This window comes from Pseudomonas sp. GL_135, assembly GCF_057834665.1.
Map to the genome: position 1 here is coordinate 1,995,655 of NZ_CM174408.1, position 22,629 is coordinate 2,018,283.

A 22,629-nucleotide genomic window follows, 5' to 3' on the forward strand; every position below is an offset into this window, starting at 1 on the left:
TCGGACGCTACGCTGCAAAATGTTGAGTGTTCACACTGGCCTCTTCCCGGCTAAAGCCGGTCCCACTGGATAAACGCGCGCACTTAGTGGGACCGGCTTCAGCCGGGAAGGCGTCGGAGGCCGTACCGCAAGACGGGTGGCCTCCGATGGACTCAGTTCAGGTGAGCCTTCAGCTCGCCCGCGGCCTGGCGCATGGCCGCTTTGACTTCGGGAATGTTGCTCAGCGGGTTGAGCAGGCCGTAGTCGTGGACCATACCGTTGTAGCGCACGGCGGTGACGTCGACACCGGCGGCATCCAGCTTGCGGGCGTAGGCTTCGCCTTCATCACGCAGCACGTCGAGGGCGGCGGTTTGCACCAGCGCAGGCGGCAGGCCCTTGAGCTGTTCGGTGCTGGCGCGCAGCGGCGAGGCATGAATGTCGGCGCGCTGGTTGGCGTCGGTGGTGTAGTTGTCCCAGAACCAGGTCATCATGTTTTTGGTCAGGAAATGCCCCTCGGCGTATTGCTGGTACGAACCGGTGTCGAAGTTCGCGTCGGTCACCGGCCACAACAGTAGCTGGAAGCGCAGCTTGGGCGTGTTGTGCTCCTTGGCCATCAGCGCTACTACGGCTGCCATGTTGCCGCCGACGCTGTTGCCGGCCACGGCCAGACGCGAGCCGTCCACGTTGATTTCCTTGCCATGTTCGGCCACCCAACGGGTCGCGGCGTAGGCCTGATTGATCGCTGTCGGGTAATGCGCTTCGGGTGAGGGCGTGTAATCCACGTACACCGCGACCGCCCCCGAGCCCACCACCAGATCGTGAATCAAGCGGGCGTGAGTCGGGTAGTCACCCAGCACCCAGCCGCCACCGTGGAAGAACATGAACACCGGCAGTGCACCCTTGACGTTGGCCGGGCGCACGAGGGTCAGCTTGATGTTCTGGCCATCGGCCTTGATGGTCTTCTCGCTGACTTGAGTCCCGCTCAAATCCACCTTCACCGAATTCTGCGCGCCGGTCAGCACCGCACGGGCGTCTTTCGGGCTGAGCTGTTCCAGTGGCTTGCCACCCCCGGCGGCCAGCGCATTGAGGAACGCTTGAGTCTGGTGTTCAGGCACGGCGGTTTCAGCGGCGAAAGCCTGGCTGACGGAGAGAGCGAGGAGGGTAGCGGTCAGGGTTTTTGTCAGAGTATTCATGATGGCGCTCACGTGGATTGGCACGGGGATCAAATGAGCCGGTTTAGCGCATCGAGCGCTTTCCGGCTGGCTTGGACCACACTGTACGGAGTTGCCATGAGTGGAACAATTGGCCTGATTAGAGACACATTGTTTCCGTTAAAGAGACGGTTGGCTGTGAGCGACGCCAGTCGGTTTTACGTATAGAGGCCTCAGCCAGGGAATCCGTGCAGCAGAAACAAAAACGGCGCCGTGCTGAACATCAGCAACGGCGCACGTCTTAGAAGCGGGGGTGAAGCAAATTAGCTGCGCAGGTCCTTGTTGATCTCGTCTTCGTCCTTGTGAGGCGGCGCTTTCGGCAGCTCGGCAGGGTAGAACTCACCCTTGAGATTCAGTGCGGCGATGCGCGCCTTTAGTTTTTCGATGACCAGGTCGATGTCCTGTTGATCATCGAGATCGTCCACACGCAGCCACAGGTGCGGGAGGTTTTCAAAATACACGCCGTCGATTTCCACATCGGCGGTCATTTCGCGGTCCTGGCGCCACAGGCACTTGCGGTGAACCGTTGCGGGGTCTTGAGGCCAGGTTTCCGACGTGGTCAGCCAGACCTCGTGGTAATCCTGCAGGTCAATTTCTTCAATTTTGTCCAGTGGGATAAAAGTATTCACATATCACCTGTCAGCCAAGGGGACCGGGCGAGGTCGTTGCGCTGCTGACTGCCCCAGATCCCGAACCGTTTCATAAAGCGCACACCACTATGGCCGCCGTTTGGCTGACGAGTTCAACGGCCGCGCGCTATTGCCGCACGGCTAAGCCCCGTCAACGCAGCGACGTTAACGCATCGACCTCAACGCAGCGCCGGCTCACGACTGAACGCATCCACCGCACGCACCAGGCCCCTGGACGCCAGCGCCACCAGCTCGGCGCCTTTTTGCGGAGTCGCCAACGCGGGGTCGGAGCCCATGCGCCCATCGGGGAAGCGCGCACGGAAGTCCTTCGCCTCGCGGATCGGCCCGGACGGTGCGATCTGCGGCGAGTAATCCGCCGACTTGATCGAGTCCGGGTAGGCCCACTGGGTCACCGCGATCTCGGACGGCGTCGCGTGTGAACCGTGGCCTACCGGAAACTGCCGGTGGGCCAGTTCGCCGACGCCCTCCAGGTCCCACCAGTTGATCAGCTTCAGGGCGAAGCCGGCAGACCGCCCGGCGAAGCTGGCCTCGGCGTACAGCTCGGAAAACGCCGCCTCGATCGACGCAACGTTACCGCCATGACCGTTGAGGAAGAGGATCTTTTCGAAGCCGTGACCCGCCAGCGAGCGCGCCCAGTCACCGATGGCGGCGATGAACGTCGAGGGGCGCAGCGAGATCGTCCCGGGAAAGCCCAGATGGTGCTGCGCCATGCCAATGTTGAAAGTCGGCGCAATCAGGATATCGGCACTCTTTTGCGCTTCGTGGGCGATGATCTGCGGGCACATCCAGTCCGTGCCGAGCAAGCCGGTGGGCCCATGTTGTTCGTTCGAGCCGATGGGCACGACGATCGTGCGGCTGCGTTTGAGAAACTGCTCGATCTCGATCCACGTGGACTGGTGCAGAAGCATGTGAGGTGCTCTCCTCAGGGAAGGGGGCTTCAGAAAACCGGGTTATAGCGAAAAATCGTGACGCGCGGCACCGGTTTGACGCGCCAGAATCGGCGCTCAAGCGGGTGGCACGGCCGGGAAACGCGCGATGAAACAGGTGCCCAGCTCGGCCGATGAACTCACGGTCAGAATGCCGTTATGGGCCGTGGCGATCTGTGAGGCGATGTACAGGCCCAGTCCCAGGCCTTCTCCGCGACCACCGGCTTCTGAGCGGGTGAAAGGCTCGAACAGCAGCGGCAGCAGCCGGGGCGAAATGGGCGTGCCGCGGTTCATGACGGAAATGATGACCTGATCGCCTTCCTGCCAGATGTGCAGATGGATCGGCGTCGTGGGTGAACCGTGAGTGACCGCGTTGCCCAGCAGATTGGACAGCAGCTGACTGATACGCAGCGGATCGCAATAAACGTTGCCGCCGAGGTGGATGGACTCGATCAAGCTCGCCTGCGGGTGCGACGCGCGGATCTCGTCTACCGTCGATTTCAGGACGTCGGAGAGATCGTCGGTGATGTGGCGCTTTACCGGGATCCCGCCGCCCATTCGGCCCCGGGCAAAATCCAGCACGTTCTCGATCAGCGCGCCCATGCGGATCGAGCTCTGGCGTATGGCCGCGACCAGCCCCTGCGAGCGCTTGTCTTCGGTTTTGGTCGCCAGCAGGTCGGCGCTCATGCGGATCGCGCTCAGCGGTGTGCGCAGGTCATGGCCCAGCACCGCCATGAATTGCTCGCGCAGCCGGCCGTGTTCGTTGGCGTCGGTCAGTTCGGCCCGGGCGCTCTCCAGGTGACCCTGGGTGTCCAGGCTCATGGCGATCAATTGCGCGAAAAGGGTCAGCGTCTTGACGATGGCAGGATCGCTGAGGTCCGCCGGCACCGAATCGATCGCGCACAGCGTGCCGAAAAAGCGGTCGTCCGGCAGAACGATGGGGATCGAGATGTAGCTTTCCAGCCCGTAGGTGAGGGGCGTGTGATGGGTGGCGAACTGCGGGTCGGCGCTGGCGTGACCAAATACCACCGGCTGCTGATGCTGCCTGATCTCGTGGCAGATGGTCGTCTCCAGCACCAGTTCGCCGCCCGGCTTGAGGCCGAAATTGATCGAGTCATCGACGGCGCAGGCCACCCAGTGACGTTCCGTGACCCTGGCAACCGCCGCAAAGCGCATGCCGGTGAGGTGCTTGACCATGCTTAGAATGACGGGCACGGCCGGGATGGCACTGATCGCCTCAACATCCAAAGCAAACTCTGGGCGGGTCATCGGATCTGGCTCTGGGGTAATGGGAGGGCAGCGTATCTAAAATCGGCGAACATGGCTAACCCCTCGGTCCCGCAGGCGAAGTGTCGGCGCAGATTATTGAACCCTCACACTCACACGGTGGTCGTTTTATTGATGCCTGAACGGCACATGTCATTTGCGTCCGATGAGCTGTTTGCTGTCGGTCGGCAGGGCGATACTTGTCAGCCCTGTGTCTCTCGAAGCATTTGCTTCTCCTGTCTCCTGATTCTCAAAACAATGGGCCCACGGATGGCCGCCGCGAGGTTGAACGATGATTGCCATGCACCGATTTGCACTGCTGATGACCACTGCTGCGATGCTCAGTGCTTGCGGCGAAACCGCCAAGCTGCCGTTTCAGGCCGGCGTCGGCGCGCAGCCGCAACTGCCCGAGCCCAACAGCACCCTGATTCCCACCGTCAAGGTGTCCAAGGCCGTCGGCTGGAAGGGCGCCGAGACGCCCAAGGCTGCCGAAGGCTTCAAGGTCAGCGCGCTGGCGGAGGACCTCGATCACCCGCGCTGGCTGTACAGCCTGCCCAACGGCGACATCCTGGTCGCCGAAAGCAACAAGCCGCCCAAGCCTGAAGGCGCGAAGGACGGCGGCCCGGGCTTCATGGCCTGGATCAAGCGCACCGCCACCGGGATCGTCATGAGCCGGGTCGGCGCCGAAGCCGAGAGCGCCAACCGCATCAGCATCCTGCGCGATGCCGACGGCGATGGCCGCGCGGAGATGAAGAAGGTATTCATCAGCGGCCTGACCTCGCCGTTCGGCATGGTGCTGGTGGGCAACGAACTGTTCATCGCCAACGCCGATGCCGTGGTCAAGGTCCCGTACAACGACGGCCAGACTGAAAGCACGGCCAAACCGGTGAAAGTCACCGACCTGCCGGCGGGGATCAATCACCACTGGACCAAGAACATCATCGCCAACCGCGAAGGCACCAAGCTGTACGTCACCGTTGGCTCGAACAGCAACGTGGCCGAGAACGGTCTGGAGGCCGAAGAGGGCCGCGCGGCGGTCTGGGAAGTGGACGTAAAAACCGGGCAGAAACGCCTGTTCGCCAGCGGCCTGCGCAACCCCAACGGGCTGGCCTGGAAACCGGGCAGCAATGAGCTGTGGACGGTGGTCAACGAACGTGACGAAATCGGCAGCGACCTGGTGCCGGATTACCTGACCTCGGTCAAGGACGGCGCCTTCTACGGCTGGCCGTGGAGCTACTACGGCAACCACGTTGACAGCCGCTTGCAGCCGCCTCGCCCGGACATGGTCGCCAAGGCCATCGCCCCGGATTACGCCCTCGGCACCCACGTTGCGCCGCTGGGCCTGACCTGGTCCGACCCGCGCGGCATGCCGGCCAAATTTGCCGACGGTGTATTCGTCGGCGAGCACGGCTCGTGGAACCGCAACCCGCAGTCCGGCTACAAAGTCGTGTTCGTCGGCTTCCAGGATGGCCGCCCGACCGGCTTGCCGGTGGATGTCCTGACCGGTTTCCTTAACGCCGATGGCGACGCACAAGGCCGTCCGGTCGGCGTCATCCTCGACAAGCAGGGCGCGTTGCTGGTCGCAGACGATGTGGGCAACAAGGTCTGGCGCGTCAGTCAGGCCAAGTGATGGCTTGGTAAGAAAAGGGAAATGCCGGTGATGATCACCGGCATTTTTCCACGTACCTTGACATGACATAAGGCGCAGATTGCTGCTTGTCGCCTAGTCTGACCGGGACCTGCATAACTCAGTCGAATTTCAGATTTGATAAGGAACACCCATGCAATTACAAGAACAGTGGGTCATTCAACTGGTGGAAGGCCAGTTGCTCCAAAGCTTCTCGATCGGCCCTAAAGAAATTCTCGTGAGCTGGTACATGCCCAACAATCCAGGCAAAACCAGTCAGGGAAGAAGGGCCCAGTTATTTTTAATTCCGAGCCAAAAGCCCAGGCGCTGCTCCTCGCGCTTCAAGCCCTGGTCGTAGCTGAGTTTTCTAAAGCTGTCGTGGCAAGCTATCAGCCCCCTAAGGGCAATTAATTTACGACGTCGGCGGCACATGGAGTGAGTGGATGTCTTGGTGGAAAATGTTGTTTGGCATCGAGAGCAAGCCCTGCCCTGGGCCTGCGGTCCCAAATCTGTCATCCAGTGACGATCATCTCTATCCGGAAGCAGCAGCTTTCGTGATGTCTACAGGGAAATGCAGTATTTCGGCGCTACAGCGACATCTAAAGATTGGATATCAGCGCGCCGCTCAGTTGATGGACTCCCTAGAAAACGACTCTGTAGTTTCATCCCTTGCTGTCGATGGGACACGCTTTCTGCTAAGCGACGCGCAGCGGCAGCAATCTCGTCTGATGCCAAGTAGGGCTGAGTTATTAGGTCAGCAACAAGCAGAGGAGCGAGCACAACGCTACTCCTACCTTTTTGGAAAGTATCAGGACACCGAGATAACTGAGCGAATCATGGCGGGGAAGATTTGGGAGGGCATGACTGCCGCGCAGCTCTTCGACGCCGCCGGTGAGCCAGAAGCTGTTGATCAGAAGTACCTCAAGAGATTCTCACGTGAAACTTGGAAGTACGATGGTGAGTCGGGCAACCGTTATCGAACTCGTGTCACGCTCGAGAATGGAATTGTCGTAGGGTGGGATATCAAATCTTGAGTCATGGATGTCGCCAGCGGTCTTGGCATACCCGGTCTAGCGTCATTTAGCCCATAGAGTTCATATATGCCCGAAGCTAAACAGCCACAAATTCGATTCATCAAGCTCGGGGAAGGCGGTCGCTGGGAAGCCAGTTGCATCGCCGAAGGGACCGTCAGGCTTGGTTACCACAGTCCACACCACCAGGCTTCGTTGTCAGGCCAGTGGGATGTTGTCAGAACGTTTTGGCTTGAACAGCGCAAAGGTAACGAGGGGGCGACAACAAGCTCCGTCAACCAAATCAAGGACTTTTATGAGCTCACCGAAGACGATATCTGGATAACGTTTCACCGCAAGCGTATGTACTGGTGCCGTGCGGGTAGGGAAGTCCATGAGCTGGAAGATGGCAGCCGTATCCGCCGCACTATTGGCAATTGGTCCTCGATGGACGGCAATGGCCGGCCATTGAGCATCGAGAACATTGATGGACGGGTCACCAAGGTACAAGGCTATAGAGGCACCATCTGCACTGTTCAGATGCCCGATTATGTTCTTCGGAAGATCAATGGCGATGTTATCCAGGAGGTCATGGAAGCTGAGCAGGTCCTTGCTGCGCTGAAAACGAAGGTCTCCAGCCTCATCGCCGGCTTGTGGTGGAACGATTTTGAACTGCTAATCGACCTCATATTCGCCAGAGCCGGGTGGCAACGCTTTTCTGTTTTAGGGAAGACAGGCAAGGACATCGACATCGACGCCTTTGCCCCCGCCACTGGACGCCGGGCCTTCATCCAGATTAAGTCGGAAACCTCACAGTTGGAAGCCGAGCGATACATCGCGGCATATCAGGAATATGTGGATTTTGATGAGATGTTTTTCGTCTACCACACCTGTTCTGCTGATCTGCAGCAGTTGGCAAATAGGGAAGCAAACGTCCATATATGGGGGCTAGACGCTACTGCCACGTTGGTAATTAGTAGCGGACTTGTGGATTGGCTCATCAATAAACGCAGGTGATCATCCAGAGCGATTATCTGCTCTTGGTTTCGTCCTTGAGCAGCAGCCCAGAAAGGGAATGCAGAGAATAGGCATATCACTCTACCAGCATCGTTTCTTTTACTGTGCTTGGCAAAACTGCTCCCAAGCACGTTTTCGGAAGTCGGAGTGGGCCCTATCGCTATCCGGGGTCGACGCTTTCGGAGTCGGCACGCCACTCGTGGGACTAATAAGAATCTGTTTGAACGTCACCTGCGAGGCGGCGTCGTACGTTTGTGAGCGCTGGTGCGGTCAAGCACCGCGGCAGGCTTTGTTGAACCGCCGGTAAAGGTGTTTCTCAAAGCGCATACCATTCTTGAAATCGATAGTGACCATCACGGTAGGCGAGTTCTCTTTTTCCCGGAAGAGAGGAGGATGGCCTCCATACCGAACTTGCTTTAGAAGGACGCCACGCGATGAAAATTTCAACCCTGCTGACGCTTGTCGCCGTGCTGTCCAGCGGTTTCGTCGCGTCGGGTCCCGCTGCTGCTGCGGTCACTGTTTCGGCGGCGGACGCCGAGGCGTGCCATCTGCTGCCGGTAGTGGAGAGCCGCGTGGCCTTGCAGTCCTCCCAAAGCGTTGGTGTGCTCTACAGCGAAAACACAGTCAACACCCTCGAATACCTTGAGCGTTATCACGCGGTGGCGTTGAAAGGCGTCAAGAACGGCGGGTTGGATTCGCGCATTCGCGAGGCGTTCGTCAGCAGCTCCGATCCGAAACTGGCGATGGACTGGCTGAAGGGTTCGTTGCAGAAGCAGTTCGCGTCGGTGACCGTGTATGACAACCTCGATGCGCTGATGCAGGCGCGGCCGGACGTCGTGGTCATGCTCGACACCTATAGCCAGCTGGTGTCCCAGCGTAACTCCCAGGTGGAAGCGCGCTTCATTGCGAAGTTCTACGACTCGAACCTGCAATACATCGGCAAGGCTGAAGGCCTCGGTGCCAAAGAGCTGACTTCGGTGTGGGTCCACGACAAGGCCGCCCCGGAGATTGCTGCGCAGATCAACCAGCAGCGCGACCTGCAGATCAACGCCCTGAAGCAGTTTGATGCTTCGCTGAAAGCGTTGGTGACCACCGGTACCTCCGCGGAAGTGGCGAGTAATTGATCGAAGGGTGTGTGCGGTGGATTGGTGGGACCGGGTACACACTGTAGGACTGGCTTTAGCCGGGAAGAGGCCGGTGTGATCGCCCTCGATTTTGCAGCGTGACGCGCGACGCCTTCCCGGCTAAAGCCGGTCTTACGAGGCGAACGCGATTCGACAGTGGGACTGGCTTTAGCCGGGAAGAGGTCGGTTTGGTCACCCACGATTTTGCAGTGTGACGTCCGACGCCTTCCCGGCTGAAGCCGGTCCCACCAGGTGAATCCGGCCTGATCTTTCCTCTGTTGCAATAAAAAACCGCCGCGCCCCTCATCAAGGCAGCGGCGGTTTTTTTATGCGGCGGCTACTTGCCGTCAGGCAATGCGTAGGCAATCACATAATCACCGCGATCCGCCGACTGGCGAGCGCCGCCGGCGGTGATGACGATGTACTGCTTGCCGGTCTTCGGTGAAACGTACGTCATCGGGCCGCCCTGACTGCCCACGGGCAAACGGGCCTTCCAGGCCTCTTCGCCATTGGCGCTATTGAACGCGCGCAGGTAGTAATCCTGAGTGCCAGCGATGAACACCAGACCGCCCTGGGTCGACAGCGTGCCCCCGAGCGTCGGCATGCCGATCGGCAGCGGGAGGTGCATTTTGATGCCCATCGGGCCAGTGTCCTGCACGGTGCCTACCGGTACTTGCCAGGCAATCTTCTGGGTTTTCATGTCGATCGCCGTCAAGGTGCCAAACGGCGGTGCCTGGCACGGAATACCCGCCACCGACAGGAAGCGGTTCTTGTTGACGGCGTACGGCGTGCCTTTCAGCGGCACGGCGCCCATGCCGGTGTTCAGCGCTTCACCGCCGGACGCCGCGATAGCGTCCTTCAGCTGCGGCACCATTTGAATCCACAGACCCAGGCGCATGTCATTGACGAAGATGAAACCGTGGACCGGATCGGTCGACAGGCTGCCCCAGTTCATCCCGCCCAGCGAGCCCGGGAAACTCAGGGAAATGTCGGTGCCCGGCGCGGTGAACAGGCCGTCGTAACGCATCTTCTTGAACGAGATCCGGCACAGCAGCTGGTCGAACGGCGTGGCGCCCCACATGTCCGATTCGGTCAGTGTCTGCGCGCCGATCTGCGGCATGCCGACGGATTTCGGCTGGGTCGGCGAGTAGGGTTCGTTGGGAATGTTAGACGCCTTGACCGGGACTTCCTGGACCTCGGTCAGTGGCTGGCCGGTGTGGCGATCGAGGACGAAAATCTGTCCGGCCTTGGTGCCGATGACCAGCGCCGGCACCTTGCTGCCATCAGGTTTGGCGAAGTCGATCAGGCTCGGCTGCATCGGCAGGTCGAAATCCCAGAGGTCGTTATGGACCGTCTGATACACCCACTTTTGCACGCCGGTGGTGGCGTTCAATGCCAGCACCGAGGCGCCGTAGGTGTGATCGAGCTCGCTGCGCTTCACGCCATAAATGTCCGTGGACGAACTGCCCATCGGCAGGAACAGCGTGTTCATCGCCGGGTCGTAGGACATCGGCGCCCAACTGTTCGGCGTGCTGCGCACATAGGTTTTGTCAGCGCCAGGCGCCTGCTTGTCTTCGGGATTGCCCGGATCGAACGCCCAGCGCATCTGCCCCGTGACCGCGTCAAAGCCACGGATCACGCCGCCCGGCATGTCGGCCTGGACGTTGTCGGCCACGCGACCGCCGACGACCACGGTGGTCCCGGCCATCAGCGGCGCCGATGACAGTTGATAGTAGGAATCGGGCACGTTGCCCAGACCGGCTTTAAGATCGACCTGGCCATTGTTGCCGAAGCCCTGGCAGAACTCGCCGGTGTCGGCGTCCACGGCAATCAGGCGCGCGTCGATAGTATTGGTCAGCAAACGACGCTGGCAGTTGGCGCCGGCGGGTACTGCGACCGACGCCGCAGGCGTGCTGCCGTCGGTGGGTGGCACAACGTAAGCGCTGGCGTCGAAGTAGGCCAGCCCGCGGCAGCGTTGCCATACGGCGGACTTGGCGTTGATTTCGTTTTTCCACAGTTGCTTGCCGGTGTCGGCATCCAGCGCGATGACGTTGTTGTGGGGCGTGCAGATGAACACCTTGTCGCCGACCTGCAGTGGCGTCATCTGGTCTTCGGCGCCATTGCCGTCGCTGATGGCGACATCGCCGGTGTGGTAAGTCCAGGCCGGCACCAGCTTGTTGACGTTGTCCCGGTTGATCTGGTCCAGGGCGGCAAAGCGGCTGCCGCCTTCATCGTTGCCGTAATGGGCCCAGTCTTTCTGCGCGTGGGCAGGATCGACCATGGTCAGCGCCGGGCCATCGCCCGTGGGCGACACCGAGGCGTGTGGCTGAAACATCCCCCAGAACCCGGCGACCATCGCCACCGCCAGCACGCCGCCAACGAGGTAACCGCCGCGACCGGCCGCGAGGCCATTGGCCCTGCGCAGGGAAGGGTAGATCAGCGCGACCAGCAGGCTCAGCACGCCGAGGGCAAACAGCCGGGAAACCAGCGGCCAGAACACCAGCCCGGCATCCACCAGCGCCCAGATCAGCGTGAGCAGCATCACCGCTGCAAACAGCCAGGCGCCCGACATGCGCCGACGGAACAGCTGAACGGCGGAGAGAATCAGGCCAAGTCCGGCCAGCAGGAAATACACGCTGCCGCCCAGCGTGACGAGGTAGCCGCCGCCCGCTGCGAAGAGTAATCCGAAAACCAGCACGCCCAGCGCGACGACCCGAATGGGCCAGCGGCTGACGGCTGCCGAAGGTTGTGAGTGGTTCATGAGGCATTCCTGCTGACGCGATGATGGGTCGAGGCGGACCGATCAAGTGAGGTGAGAGCAAAGGTTTAACGCATCGTCGTTGCGGTGTGGGCAAGCGCACGGCACGATCACCTGCTTAGTTAACCGGTTAGTTAATTTCGGCGACGATAGCAAAAAAAGGACACCCTGCGTCAATTTGTCTCGCACTGCGGCGTTTCTTGCGCCCGCTTGCTGAGCGCTGATGCCTCATTCCGGTTGAGTCATAAACTGCCGCAAGCGGTGTTGCAGGCGGTCCACGGCGTTGTCCATTGCAAGAAACCCGTCCACTGTCATCACCCGCCAGCGCTGGCCTTCATCGCCGAATACCACCTGATCGAACAGGCCTTCAGCCACTTCAGCGACGAAGAACCAGGTGTCGAGCCCGCCGACGCCCTGACCGGGATAAACCCGTTTGTAGATGAAGGACGCGGGGTCGAGAATGATGCCGAACTCTTCCAGCGTCTCCCGCACGGCGCACTCTTCTGGCGTCTCGTTACCCTCACGGCCGCCGCCGGGCAGGTCCCACAGATTCGGCCACGGGATCTCCGGCTTGTCATCGCGCTGGTAAGTGAGCAATGTTCCGTTGCACAGAATCGCGACTTTCGCGCCGGAGAAAGGAGGGTGGATGGACATGATTGCGCCTTGATGGAGTCAGTGCGGATAACTTAGCACCGACTGGCTGAGGCATCGCCTGCAGCCAAGGGGACTGACCCACCGCAGTAAACCTGGGGGGACCGGCTTCAGCCGGGAAGGCGTCAGTCGGCACACTGCAAAATTGAGGGTGTTCACGCCGGCCTCTTCCCGGCTAAAGCCAGTCCTACGAAAGCGCGCTCATCTTGTAGGACCGGCTTCAGCCGGGAAGGCGTCAGTTGTCACACTGCAAAATTGAGGGTGTTCACGCCGGCCTTTTCCCGGCTAAAGCCGGTCCCACTAACAGCATCGCGTGGATTCAGTGGCATTAGCATTCATGCGAACCACCCACTCCGGGAGACACCATGAAGAACCAGACACTCAAAGACGCCTACACCGGCTACATCGCCTGCCTAAATCGCCAGGACTGGTCTGCCTTGGGAGACTTCGTCGGCGAGGACGTGCATTACAACGGCGAGCCTGTCGGTCTGGCCGGCTACCGGGAAATGCTGGAACGGGATTTCCGCGCCATTCCCGACCTGCGTTTTGTCATCGATCTGCTAATCGCAGAACCACCGCACATTGCCGCAAGGCTGACGTTCGAGTGCACGCCGGTGGGCGAGCTGTTCGATGTGCCGGTGAACGGGAGGAGGGTAAGGTTTACGGAGAACGTGTTCTACACGTTTGAGGCGCGGCGTATCGTCAACGTCGAGTCGGTGATCGACAAGGCGGCGGTGGCGGCGCAGGTATCCAACCCCTGAGCCGCCGAATGGCCTGGCAGTACTGCCGATTCAGACAAAAATCAGCAGCGCTACCGTCCCATCAATGCAACGCGCTGGCGCGATTTTTAGCGACGTCTTCGGCCTTGATCTCGCCGTCACTCTGACCGAACCGACGCAGCACGAAGGTGCTCACGGCAGCCAGCTCAGCGTCGCTGTAACTGCGGGCAAAAGCAGGCATGCGCTGGTCGACCCGTGCCGCAGTGGGCGTGTGACCTTCCAGCAACGTCGCCATCACGTTCCGGCCTTTGGGGTCGTTGACGGTTTTCAAGCCGGCCAACCCGCCTGCCGGTGATTGCCGGCCACTGCCGTCGATCTGGTGACAAGCCACGCAGGTGTCGTTGAACAGCTTCTGGCCGAGCCCTTTCTGCAGCGCGGCATCGTTCACCGCCATGCTCGGGCGGGGGATGCCTTCGCTTCTGGCCGGGGTGCTCTTGAGGTACACCGCGATGGCTTTCAGGTCAGCCGGTTCGAGGTACTGCAGGCTGTGCTCGACGGCGTCTCCCATCGGCCCGCCCGCGCCGCCGAAACCGGCCGCGTAGCCCTTCGACAGATAGCTGACGATGGCGTCTTCCGGCCAGGCGCCGATGCCGTATTTGGCGTCGGAGCTGATGTTGTAGGCCATCCAGTTGCCCAGTTCGGCACCCGCCAGAGAATTGCCTGAGCTCATCGCCTGGAAGATGTTGCGTGGGGTGTGGCATTCGCCGCAATGGCCTGGGCCCTGCACCAGATACGCACCGCGGTTCCATTCAGCCGATTGCTTGCTGTCCGGGACGAAGCGTTCGTTGCCGGCGAAAATCGCGTTCCAGAACATCATTCCCCAGCGCTGATTGAACGGGAACGAAATCTTGTTTTCGGGCGGCATCTGCTTCACCGGCTCAAGGCTGAACAGGTAGCCCTTGATCGCCAGGATGTCTTCGCGGGACATCAGCGTGTACGAGGTGTAAGGGAAGGCCGGGTAGTAATGCTTGCCGTCCTTGCCCACGCCTTTTTGCAGGGCGTCGACGAATTCGTCGTCGGTCCAGTTGCCGATGCCGGTTTCTTTGTCCGGGGTGATGTTGGGCGAATACAGGCTGCCGAACGGCAACTTGAATTCCAGCCCGCCGGCGTACGGCTTGCCGCCCGGCACGACGTGGCAGGCCACGCAATCAGCGGCGCGGGTCAGGTATTCGCCCTTGCTCATCGCCGGGGTGTCGCTCGCGTAAACGGTGCTGGCCAGCAAACCGGCCACAAGTCCGAGCGCAGTGTTGAAAACGTTCATGACGCGCTCCTTAAACAGTGAAATAGCCAAAGCGGCTCAACGGCAGACGACGCTCGCGTACACCGGTCGCAGCGAACACCGCATTGACCAGAGCGGCGGCGGCGGGCACGGCACCGGTTTCGCCGACACCGCCAGGGGTCTCGACGCTGTCGACGATGTGCACCTCCACCGGCGGCGCGTCGCTCATGCGGATCTGCCGGTACTCGTGGAAGTTGGTCTGCTGCACTTGACCCTTCTCGATGAGGATTTCATTGAATAACGCGGCCGACAGACCGAACAGCGTGCCGCCTTCCATCTGCGACGCCACAGAGGTCGGGTTGGTGGCAAAGCCGCAGTCGATGACCGTTACCAGCCGTTTGATGCGCAGGCCTTTTTCGCCTTGCTTCTCCAGCTCGACGATGGTCGCGACAAAGCTGCCGAACACCGCCGTCACCGCCACGCCACGGCCTGAACCCGCGGGCAGCGGCTTGTCCCACTCCACCAGTTGCGCGGCCTTGGTCAGCACTGCCTGAGCGCGGGGTTGCGACTGCATCAGCGCCAGGCGGTATTTCACCGGATCGACCTTGGCGTTGTGCGCCAGCTCGTCGATGAAGCACTCGATGGCGTAGGTGCTGCGTAGCGGCCCGACGCCACGCCACCACGAGACTGGAATCACTTCCGGGTCGTGACGGATGTAGCGCACCTGCAGGTTGGGCAGGGTGTAGATCGGGTCCTTCGCCACTTCGACGGCATCGCCATCGACGCCGTCCGCCGGCAATGCGCCGATGTAGGCCGCGACCACCGAGGCACCGGCGATGCGATGCTCCCAGCCCACCGGACGCAGGTCTTTGTCCAGCGCCGCATTGAGGCGGTCGACGTAATGCGGACGATAACGGTCGTGGGTCATGTCCTCTTCGCGGCTCCAGATCAGCTTGATCGGGTAGCTCAACTGGCGCGCGATATCCACGGCCTGGAAGATGAAGTCGGACTCCAGGCGACGGCCGAAACCGCCGCCGATCAATTGGTTGTGGATCACCACTTTTTCCACCGGCATGCCGCAGACTTTGGCAGCGCCCGCCTGGGCCATCCCCGGCGCCTGGCAGCCGACCCACAACTCGCACGCGTCGGCGCGCACATGGGCGACGCAGGTCATCGGCTCCAGTGGGGAGTGGGACAGGAAAGGTTGTTCGTAGATGGCTTCGAAGCGGCTGGAAGCGTTTTTCAGTGCGCCGGCGATGTCACCGGATTGGTGTGCGAACACGCCGTCGCCGGCGCTCGCGTCGAACAGCGATTTGTCCAGCTGCGCTGAATCCAGGCCAGCATGGGGGCCGAGGTCCCAGTCGATGTCCAGTGCTTTAAGGGCTTGCTGGCAGGACCAGAAATTGCTCGCCGTCACCGCCACCGCGTTGTCGAGCCGCACGATATCGCGCACGCCGGGGACCTTGCGTGCAGCGTCTTCGTTCTTCACGCCGCGCAGTTTGCCGCCGTGAACCGGGCAGGTGAGGGTGGAGGCAATCAGCATCCCCGGCACTTGCAGGTCGATGGTGAATTTCGCGGTGCCGTTGACCTTGTTCGGGGTGTCCAGGCGCTGGACCGGTTTGCCCAGCAGCTTGAATTCGCTGACGGCTTTGAGCGGGATCTCGGTCGGCAGTGGCAGCTTCGCGGCGGCGTCGACCAGCTCGCCGTAATCGGCACTTTGACCGTTCGGGCCGATGACCCGGCCGTTCTCGGCGTGGCACTGGCTCGGCGCGACTTTCCAGCGCATGGCCGCGGCCTGGATCAGCACAATGCGCGCGCCGGCGCCGGCCTTGCGCAGGGGCTCCCAGCTGTAGCGAGTGGAGGTCGAGCCGCCGGTGGCCTGGAAGCTCAGCAACGCATCGGTGTACAGCGCTGCATTGGGCGGCGCTTCGGTGATGGTGATCTGGCTCAACGGCACTTCGAGCTCTTCGGCGACCATCATGGCAATGCCGGTCTGCACGCCCTGGCCCATTTCGATCTTCGGCGAAATCAGCGTAACGGCGCCGCTGTGGTCAATGCGCACAAACGCGCCATAGCCTTGTTCGGCGTTGTCGCCCAGGCTCGCGCCTTTTACCAGGTCGGCGGCGAAGCTTCGGGTGACTGACGCCGGCAGGTAGGTGCCGATGACCAGCCCGCCCAGCAGCGCACTGCCTTTGAGCAATCCACGACGCGAGAGCATCGCGGCAGATGATTGTGATTCGGACATGATGACTTCCTTCAGGCCTGGCTGACGCTTTTGATGGCGGCGCGAATGCGGGTGTAAGTGGCGCAGCGGCAGAGGTTGCCCGACATGGCGTTGACGATCTGCTCGTCGTTGGCTTTGGGGTGTTCCTGCAGCAGCGCGACGGCGGACATGATCTGCCCCGACTGGCAGTAGCCGCATTGCACGACTTCATGGTCCAGCCAGGCTTTCTGTACCGCCTGACCCACGGCCTGCTCGCCGACCGCTTCGATGGTGGTGACCTTGCGGCCCGCCACGGCGCTGACCGGCAGCACGCATGAACGCACGGCCTGGCCATCCAGGTGCACGGTGCACACGCCGCACTGGGCAATGCCGCAACCGTATTTGGTGCCGGTCAGGCCCATCACGTCACGCAGGACCCACAACAATGGCATGTCGTCGGCGACATCCAGGTCGTGCTCCTGGCCGTTAATCATCAATTTCTGCATTGCAACCTCAGACGGTCATCACGGTTGACGCACTGCGCCACGATCAGGTCGTGAGGCGGCATCAAGGCTTCGGTTTGTTTTAAAAATTAGCGCCGTGCCAGTGGCCAGCGCTTTATAGAGGTCTGCTCGGCCATCTTGCGGTTCGGAACGAGCCAGCGGGACGAATGGTAGTACGTTCGTCATTGGAATTGTTTGATTGCACTGAAAATATTTCTCGGGGACAGTTAATGTCCCGCGACAACATGACGCGCTCCGTGAAAGTGCAGTCCCTCGATATGCCGCACCAAAAAGGGTGTTTACCCTTGGTTGGGTAGATGCGCGAAAAGTTGTGGGTTAACAGGAGGTACAACAGTCTATTACGAGAATTGATGTAATCAATTCGGGCATCGATGACGGTGATGGGCTTTATCGATTTTAAGTATTTATCATCTGCGCCGATCACGAACAGAATGGCCCCAGAAGCAAACGACAAGCGCTTTGCTCCCTTACTACTTAATGAACTTCTGGAGAACGACCATGAAAGTATTAGCCTTCGCTGCTCTGTCCCTCGTCAGTGTATTTGCCGCTGCCGGCGAACTCCCGGTCACAAACCAACAGCACTCGACCCAGGTTGAACAATACAACCGTCACAAAGGTATCGACGTCGCTGAAGTGATCAGCATCAAAAATGCCCAAGACCCGCAGAAAGTTGATGGTCCGGTGCAATCCACCATGGTTTATGTTGACCATGCCGGCGTGACCCACACCCTCGACTACACCATCATGGGCTACGGCCGTCAAAATGGTTGATCGCCAGTGCCCTGGCGGCTTCAACTACAAACGCTATAAAAGAAACGCTGCATTGAATGCAGCGTTTTTTTTTGCCTGAATATTTAGCTGGAACATCTCGCTGGTTGTGTCGGCATGAACTAGCGCTGGCGGCCGATTTATGTAAATGAATCATCTATGCTTTGGCGTGGATAAGCATCATGCCTGCCGCTGGATGAAGTCCAGGAAGGCTCTCAACGGTGATGGCACATAGCGCCGTCCTGGGTAATACAGGAATGGTCCGCTGAAACTTGGCCACCATATTTCGAGCACCGGCTCCAGCGCGCCGCTGTCCAGATGGGGCCGCAACCAGTCTTCGAACAACGAGACGATGCCCAGGCCGTCGATGGCAGTCTGCACGGCAAGATCGACTGCGCCACCAATCCGAACGGTCAATGGGCCGGTCGGGTCGACACGAAGGTTTTCGCCGTCGCACTCGTACTCCCACAGCGGTACCGACCCGCTGGGGAATTTGCCACGCAGGCAACTGTGATTGAGGAGATCCCGCGGATGCTCGGGCCGGCCCCGGGCGTCGAGGTAAGCCGGCGAGGCGGCGGTCGCGAAACGCTGAACGCGCGGGCCGATGGGCACGGCGATCATGTCCTGCTCCAGGCGGTCGTCGTAGCGGATGCCAGCGTCGCAGCCGGCGGCGAGCATGTCGACGAAGCTTTCCTCTGTGATCACTTCCATGCGGATGTCCGGGTGCGCTTGCAGGAACGGCGTGATGATCCCTGGCAATATCAAGCGGGCTGCGCTGACCGGTACGTTGAGCCTGAGCGTGCCGGAAGGGCGGTCGCGGAAATCATTGACCACGTCCAGTGCCGATTCGACTTCCCCAAGGGCCGGGACAATCCGTTCCATCAGCCGCGCGCCGGCTTCCGTCGGCACGACGCTGCGGGTGGTGCGGTTGAGCAGGCGCACGCCCAGGCGCGACTCCATGCGTCGAACGGCGTCGCTGAGGCTGGATGCTGACTTCCCACTCAACCGCGCCCCTTCACGAAAGCCGCCTGCGTTGACCACGGCCACGAAGGCCAGCAAATCCTGAATGTCTGTCGCCATTGTCCGCTCACTCGTACAACCCGTGCCGATTGCACCTGATTATCAGCGCATCGGTCAACGCCTATAGTCGCTGCACACACTTGATCACGAGGCGTCACCCATGAGCCAGGCCAGCAAGGCAGGACAGTTTTCATTCGGCGGTCGCACCGTCAACCGTATCGGCTACGGCGCCATGCAGCTGGCGGGACCGGGCGTATACGGACCGCCGAAAGATCACGGGGCCGCGATTGCCGTGTTGCGCGAAGCGGTCGCTTCCGGGGTTAACCACATTGATACGGCCGACTTCTATGGCCCTCACGTCACCAACCGGCTGATCCGCGAAGCCCTGTACCCGTATGCCAACGAGCTGTTGATTGTCACCAAGGTCGGCGCCTCCCGAGGCTCCGACGCTTCATGGAATGCCGCCAACAGCCCGGCGGAGTTGGTGAGCGCGGTGCACGACAATCTGCGCAATCTCGGCGTGGATGCGTTGCACGTGGTGAACTTCAGGGCGTGGGGCACCGGGCATTCACCGGATGAAGCATCGATTGCCGAACCGTTCAGCGCGCTGGCCGAGTTGCAGCGTCAGGGGCTGATTCAGCATCTGGGCCTGAGCAACGTCAGTGCAAAACAGGTCACCGAGGCGCAGCGCATTGCCCAGGTGGTCTGCGTGCAGAACCATTACAACCTGGCGCACCGGGATGACGAGCCGCTGATCGCCGAGCTTGGCAAACAGGGAATCGCTTACGTGCCGTTCTTTCCATTGGGTGGATTTACGCCGTTGCAGTCGCAGACCCTGTCAGATGTCGCCAAGCGCCTTGAAACTTCGCCGATGTGCGTCGCGCTGGCGTGGCTGCTGCAGCGTGCGCCCAACCTGCTGCTGATCCCGGGCACCTCGTCGGTGGCGCACTTGCACGAAAACCTCACCGCCGCCGAGCTGGTAATCCCGCAAGACATGCTCGCCGAACTGGAACAGCAGGGCGACTGACGCCTTCCCGGCTGAGGCCGGTCCTATAGGAGGAATGCATGCTGTCAGTGGGACCGGCTTTAGCCGGGAAGAGGCCAGTGTGAACGCCATCAATCTTGAAGTGTGACGACCGACGCCTTCCCGGCTAAAGCCGGTCCTACAGGGATTAGCAGCGTATCAATCCAGGTCGGACGCATCATGCCGTTCCGGCACTTGCGTGGCTTCATCGCCCCAGGTGCGGTTGACGCGCATGCCGCGAATGACCGCCGGCCGTTGTGCAATGGTTTCGGCCCAGCGTTGCACGTGGGTGTATTCGTGGGCGGCGAGGAATTCGGCGGCGCCGTATACGGTGTTGCGCACCACTTGCCCGTACCACGACCACACAGCGATGTCCGCAATCGTGTAGCTGTCGCCGGCCAGATAGGCGCTTTCGCTCAGGCGCCGATTCAGCACGTCCAGCTGACGCTTGGCTTCCATGGTGAAGCGGTCGATCGCGTATTCGAACTTTTCCGGTGCGTACACATAAAAGTGCCCGAAGCCGCCGCCGAGATAGGGCGCAGCGCCCATCTGCCAGAACAGCCAGTTCAGGGTTTCGGTGCGGCCGGCCAGGTCCTTGGGCAGCAACTCGCCAAACTTCTCCGCCAGGTACAGCAGGATCGAGCCGGACTCGAACACGCGAATGCCCGGTTCAACGCTGCAGTCCAGCAGCGCCGGAATCTTGGAATTGGGGTTGATGTCGACGAAGCCGCTGCCGAACTGATCCCCCTCGCCAATACGAATCAGCCAGGCGTCGTATTCGGCGCCGCTGTGGCCGAGGGCAAGCAGCTCCTCAAGCAGAATTGTCACCTTGACGCCGTTGGGCGTGGCCAGCGAATAGAGCTGCAGCGGATGCTTGCCGACCGGCAGGACCTTTTCGTGGGTCGGCCCGGCCGTCGGGCGGTTGATGCTGGCGAACTGGCCGCCGGAGGGCGCTTCGTGCTTCCACACGGTAGGCGGGACGTAAGGTGCCTTGCTCATTGAACACTTCTCCTGAGGGTCAGTTTTAGCGGGAAGAATCGAGGCGCGCTGACCTCGACCCTTTAACACTGTTTATCGAGCAGAAGACAACGGCGGCGTGCGCGGCGGAATCTGGCGCCGGCTGCCGATGGCTTCGAACGCTGAAGCGAAACGCAGCAGGGCGGAATCGTCGTACGCCCGGCCGGCGAAGGTCAGGCCGACGGGCATGCCAATGTCGGCCATCACGCCCATTGGCACAGTGACGGTGGGCACGCCAAGGTGGCGGATCGCGAGGTTGCCGTTAGCCACCCAGACGCCGTTACTCCAGGCAATGTCCGCCGAGACCGGGTTGACATCGGCATCGGCCGGGGCCACGTCGGCCACGGTCGGGAACAGCACCGCATCCAGCCCAAGCTGCTGCATCCAGTCTTCGAGGTCAGTGCGGCGCGTATGTTCCAGCCCGCGCAGGCCGTCGGCCAGTGTGTCGATCCGGTCCCACGGCGTGATGCCGCGCTGGGCCATCTTCACGTATTCGTCCATGCCGGCGGCGAGATCGCCCTCGCGGTTGGGCAGGGTGCCGGGGTCGTGGGGGAAGATCAGCGGGCCGTTGACCTCGGCCAGGCGGTTCAGTTTCGGGTCGCCGTTGGCCTGCAGGAAATCATCGAAGGCCCAGGCAGTCAGGTCCCACAGTTCGTGGTGCAGAAACTCTTTGGAGACGATGCCGCGGTTGTACACCGTCGGCGCACCGGGGCGATCGCCCTCGCAGTTGGACACCAGCGGGAAATCCACCTCGATGACTTCAGCGCCCTGGGCTTCGAGTGCCCGGCGCGCCTGTTCCCACAGGTCGATCACCGACGCGCGGGTGATGATGCGCTGGCCGGTAGGGCCGCCAATGCCGGGCGCTTCGGACGTACCCGCTTCAGGGTCGGCATTGATGTACATGCGCGGCACGCCAAAGCGTTTGCCCGCCAGTGTTTGCGGGCTGGCGGCGAGCTCGGCGTAGGACGCCGGGCGCACCGAATCGACCGAGGGAATCGGCACCCACGGCTGCAAGCGCCACAGGTCGCCGCGGGTGTCGGGGTCTTCGGCGACCACCACGTCCAGCACTTCAAGCAGGTCGCCCATGGTCCTGGCGAAGGGCACGACGACGTCCATGGTCGGCGTCAGCGGCCAGTTGCCGCGCACCGAAATCACCCCGCGCGACGGCGTGTAGGCGCACAGACCGTTGTTCGACGCAGGGCCGCGGCCGCTCGACCAGGTTTCTTCAGCCAGGCCGAACGCCGCGAAACTCGCCGCCGTTGCAGTGCCGGCGCCGTTGGACGATCCGGAGGCAAAAGGCGCTGTCAGAAAATCTGCGTTGTAGGGGCTTTCGGCGCGGCCGTACACGCCGCGCTGCATGCCGCCATTGGCCATCGGCGGCATGTTGGTCTTGCCCAGACAGACCGCGCCGGCGCCACGCAGTCGCTCGATGGTGAAGGCGTCGCGATGGGCGACCAGTTCGGCAAACGCCGGGCTGCCCGACGCGGCCGTAAGGCCTTTGACCAGGTAGCTGTCTTTGGCGGTGTAAGGAATGCCGTCGAGGGGGCCGAGGGTTTCGCCACGCGCACGACGGTCATCGGATGCCTGCGCTTCTTCCAGGGTCTGGGGATTGCGCACGACCACGGCGTTGAGGGCGGTGGCGGTGTCCGCGCCGTCATAGGCATCGATTCGGGCGAGATACGCTTGAACCAGTTCGACGGCAGTGGTCTGGCCCGTTTTCAGGGCTGCGCGCAATTGCGCGATAGAGACTTCGGTGACTTCGATCATGACTGCGACGACCGTAAGCCGGTGAGTAGAGAGCAGGGCGTGTGAACAAGAGTTGGCATATCGCTTCCCGTTGCGCGGCAGGGCCGGAC

The 22,629-nt window shown here is 61.4% G+C and carries 20 protein-coding genes; 8 read left to right on the forward strand and 12 right to left on the reverse strand.

Going from position 1 to position 22,629, the window contains the following annotated elements; all coding sequences use genetic code 11:
* Positions 1 to 152: 152 nt before the first annotated feature.
* The 4 genes from AC3ISG_RS09045 to AC3ISG_RS09060 all read right to left on the reverse strand — a co-directional run bounded on the left by AC3ISG_RS09045 (position 153) and on the right by AC3ISG_RS09060 (position 4,035).
* Positions 153 to 1,172, reverse strand: coding sequence for an alpha/beta hydrolase (locus AC3ISG_RS09045; protein WP_489299041.1), 1,020 nt, complete (start codon positions 1,170 to 1,172; stop codon positions 153 to 155).
* 281 nt (positions 1,173 to 1,453) lie between these two features.
* A complete protein-coding gene (locus AC3ISG_RS09050) occupies positions 1,454 to 1,819 on the reverse strand; it encodes a hypothetical protein (protein WP_122534448.1) in 366 nt (121 codons plus the stop codon).
* A gap of 179 nt (positions 1,820 to 1,998) precedes the next feature.
* A complete protein-coding gene (locus AC3ISG_RS09055) occupies positions 1,999 to 2,748 on the reverse strand; it encodes a creatininase family protein (RefSeq protein WP_489299042.1) in 750 nt (249 codons plus the stop codon).
* A 96-nt stretch (positions 2,749 to 2,844) separates the two neighbouring features.
* The gene (locus tag AC3ISG_RS09060) at positions 2,845 to 4,035 is read right to left on the reverse strand and encodes a GAF domain-containing sensor histidine kinase (RefSeq protein WP_489299043.1); all 1,191 of its coding nucleotides are present in this window, start codon (positions 4,033 to 4,035) and stop codon (positions 2,845 to 2,847) included.
* Between the two features lie 289 nt (positions 4,036 to 4,324).
* Here AC3ISG_RS09060 and AC3ISG_RS09065 point away from each other — a divergent pair, with 289 nt between their 5' ends.
* The 5 genes from AC3ISG_RS09065 (at position 4,325) to AC3ISG_RS09085 (ending at position 8,810) form a co-directional block, all read left to right on the forward strand.
* The gene (locus AC3ISG_RS09065; RefSeq protein ID WP_172612748.1) at positions 4,325 to 5,662 is read left to right on the forward strand and encodes a PQQ-dependent sugar dehydrogenase; all 1,338 of its coding nucleotides are present in this window, start codon (positions 4,325 to 4,327) and stop codon (positions 5,660 to 5,662) included.
* A 151-nt stretch (positions 5,663 to 5,813) separates the two neighbouring features.
* Positions 5,814 to 6,017 carry a hypothetical protein gene (locus tag AC3ISG_RS09070; protein ID WP_489299044.1) on the forward strand — a complete coding sequence of 68 codons (204 nt, stop codon included), beginning with the start codon at positions 5,814 to 5,816 and terminating at the stop codon, positions 6,015 to 6,017.
* Between the two features lie 85 nt (positions 6,018 to 6,102).
* Positions 6,103 to 6,693 carry a DNA translocase FtsK gene (locus AC3ISG_RS09075; protein ID WP_489299045.1) on the forward strand — a complete coding sequence of 197 codons (591 nt, stop codon included), beginning with the start codon at positions 6,103 to 6,105 and terminating at the stop codon, positions 6,691 to 6,693.
* A gap of 66 nt (positions 6,694 to 6,759) precedes the next feature.
* The gene (locus AC3ISG_RS09080) at positions 6,760 to 7,686 is read left to right on the forward strand and encodes a hypothetical protein (RefSeq protein WP_489299046.1); all 927 of its coding nucleotides are present in this window, start codon (positions 6,760 to 6,762) and stop codon (positions 7,684 to 7,686) included.
* Positions 7,687 to 8,120: 434 nt separating this feature from the next.
* On the forward strand, positions 8,121 to 8,810 hold the full coding sequence (locus AC3ISG_RS09085; protein ID WP_489299047.1) for an ATPase: 690 nt from the start codon (positions 8,121 to 8,123) through the stop codon (positions 8,808 to 8,810).
* A 337-nt stretch (positions 8,811 to 9,147) separates the two neighbouring features.
* Here the strand turns inward: AC3ISG_RS09085 and AC3ISG_RS09090 are convergent, their stop codons facing one another.
* Both AC3ISG_RS09090 and AC3ISG_RS09095 read right to left on the reverse strand, forming a co-directional pair.
* Positions 9,148 to 11,571, reverse strand: a complete 2,424-nt coding sequence (locus AC3ISG_RS09090) for a glucose/quinate/shikimate family membrane-bound PQQ-dependent dehydrogenase (RefSeq protein ID WP_489299048.1) — start codon at positions 11,569 to 11,571, stop codon at positions 9,148 to 9,150.
* A 225-nt stretch (positions 11,572 to 11,796) separates the two neighbouring features.
* Positions 11,797 to 12,222, reverse strand: a complete 426-nt coding sequence (locus tag AC3ISG_RS09095; protein WP_272634650.1) for an NUDIX hydrolase — start codon at positions 12,220 to 12,222, stop codon at positions 11,797 to 11,799.
* A 362-nt stretch (positions 12,223 to 12,584) separates the two neighbouring features.
* Here AC3ISG_RS09095 and AC3ISG_RS09100 point away from each other — a divergent pair, with 362 nt between their 5' ends.
* The gene (locus AC3ISG_RS09100) at positions 12,585 to 12,980 is read left to right on the forward strand and encodes an ester cyclase (RefSeq protein ID WP_489299049.1); all 396 of its coding nucleotides are present in this window, start codon (positions 12,585 to 12,587) and stop codon (positions 12,978 to 12,980) included.
* 61 nt (positions 12,981 to 13,041) lie between these two features.
* Here AC3ISG_RS09100 and AC3ISG_RS09105 read toward each other — a convergent pair whose 3' ends face one another.
* The 3 genes from AC3ISG_RS09105 to AC3ISG_RS09115 are packed head-to-tail and all read right to left on the reverse strand — an operon-like array spanning position 13,042 to position 16,926.
* A complete protein-coding gene (locus tag AC3ISG_RS09105; protein ID WP_489299050.1) occupies positions 13,042 to 14,259 on the reverse strand; it encodes a c-type cytochrome in 1,218 nt (405 codons plus the stop codon).
* A gap of 10 nt (positions 14,260 to 14,269) precedes the next feature.
* The gene (locus tag AC3ISG_RS09110; protein WP_489299051.1) at positions 14,270 to 16,462 is read right to left on the reverse strand and encodes a xanthine dehydrogenase family protein molybdopterin-binding subunit; all 2,193 of its coding nucleotides are present in this window, start codon (positions 16,460 to 16,462) and stop codon (positions 14,270 to 14,272) included.
* A gap of 11 nt (positions 16,463 to 16,473) precedes the next feature.
* Positions 16,474 to 16,926, reverse strand: coding sequence for a (2Fe-2S)-binding protein (locus AC3ISG_RS09115; RefSeq protein WP_074893339.1), 453 nt, complete (start codon positions 16,924 to 16,926; stop codon positions 16,474 to 16,476).
* Between the two features lie 516 nt (positions 16,927 to 17,442).
* Between AC3ISG_RS09115 and AC3ISG_RS09120 the strand changes: the two genes are divergently transcribed.
* The gene (locus AC3ISG_RS09120) at positions 17,443 to 17,715 is read left to right on the forward strand and encodes a DUF2790 domain-containing protein (protein ID WP_489299052.1); all 273 of its coding nucleotides are present in this window, start codon (positions 17,443 to 17,445) and stop codon (positions 17,713 to 17,715) included.
* A gap of 177 nt (positions 17,716 to 17,892) precedes the next feature.
* Here the strand turns inward: AC3ISG_RS09120 and AC3ISG_RS09125 are convergent, their stop codons facing one another.
* Positions 17,893 to 18,792 (reverse strand): LysR family transcriptional regulator, encoded by a 900-nt coding sequence (locus tag AC3ISG_RS09125; protein ID WP_489299053.1) that lies wholly within the window; start codon positions 18,790 to 18,792, stop codon positions 17,893 to 17,895.
* Between the two features lie 100 nt (positions 18,793 to 18,892).
* Here AC3ISG_RS09125 and AC3ISG_RS09130 point away from each other — a divergent pair, with 100 nt between their 5' ends.
* Positions 18,893 to 19,759, forward strand: a complete 867-nt coding sequence (locus AC3ISG_RS09130) for an aldo/keto reductase family oxidoreductase (RefSeq protein ID WP_489299054.1) — start codon at positions 18,893 to 18,895, stop codon at positions 19,757 to 19,759.
* 156 nt (positions 19,760 to 19,915) lie between these two features.
* On the opposite strand, the gene yghU is transcribed toward AC3ISG_RS09130, so the two are convergent.
* Both yghU and AC3ISG_RS09140 read right to left on the reverse strand, forming a co-directional pair.
* Entirely contained in the window at positions 19,916 to 20,755 is an 840-nt protein-coding gene (yghU, locus tag AC3ISG_RS09135) for a glutathione-dependent disulfide-bond oxidoreductase (RefSeq protein WP_489299055.1), read from the reverse strand.
* A gap of 72 nt (positions 20,756 to 20,827) precedes the next feature.
* Complete coding sequence (locus AC3ISG_RS09140) at positions 20,828 to 22,540, reverse strand: amidase (RefSeq protein WP_489299056.1); 1,713 nt, start codon at positions 22,538 to 22,540, stop codon at positions 20,828 to 20,830.
* Positions 22,541 to 22,629 lie beyond the last annotated feature (89 nt).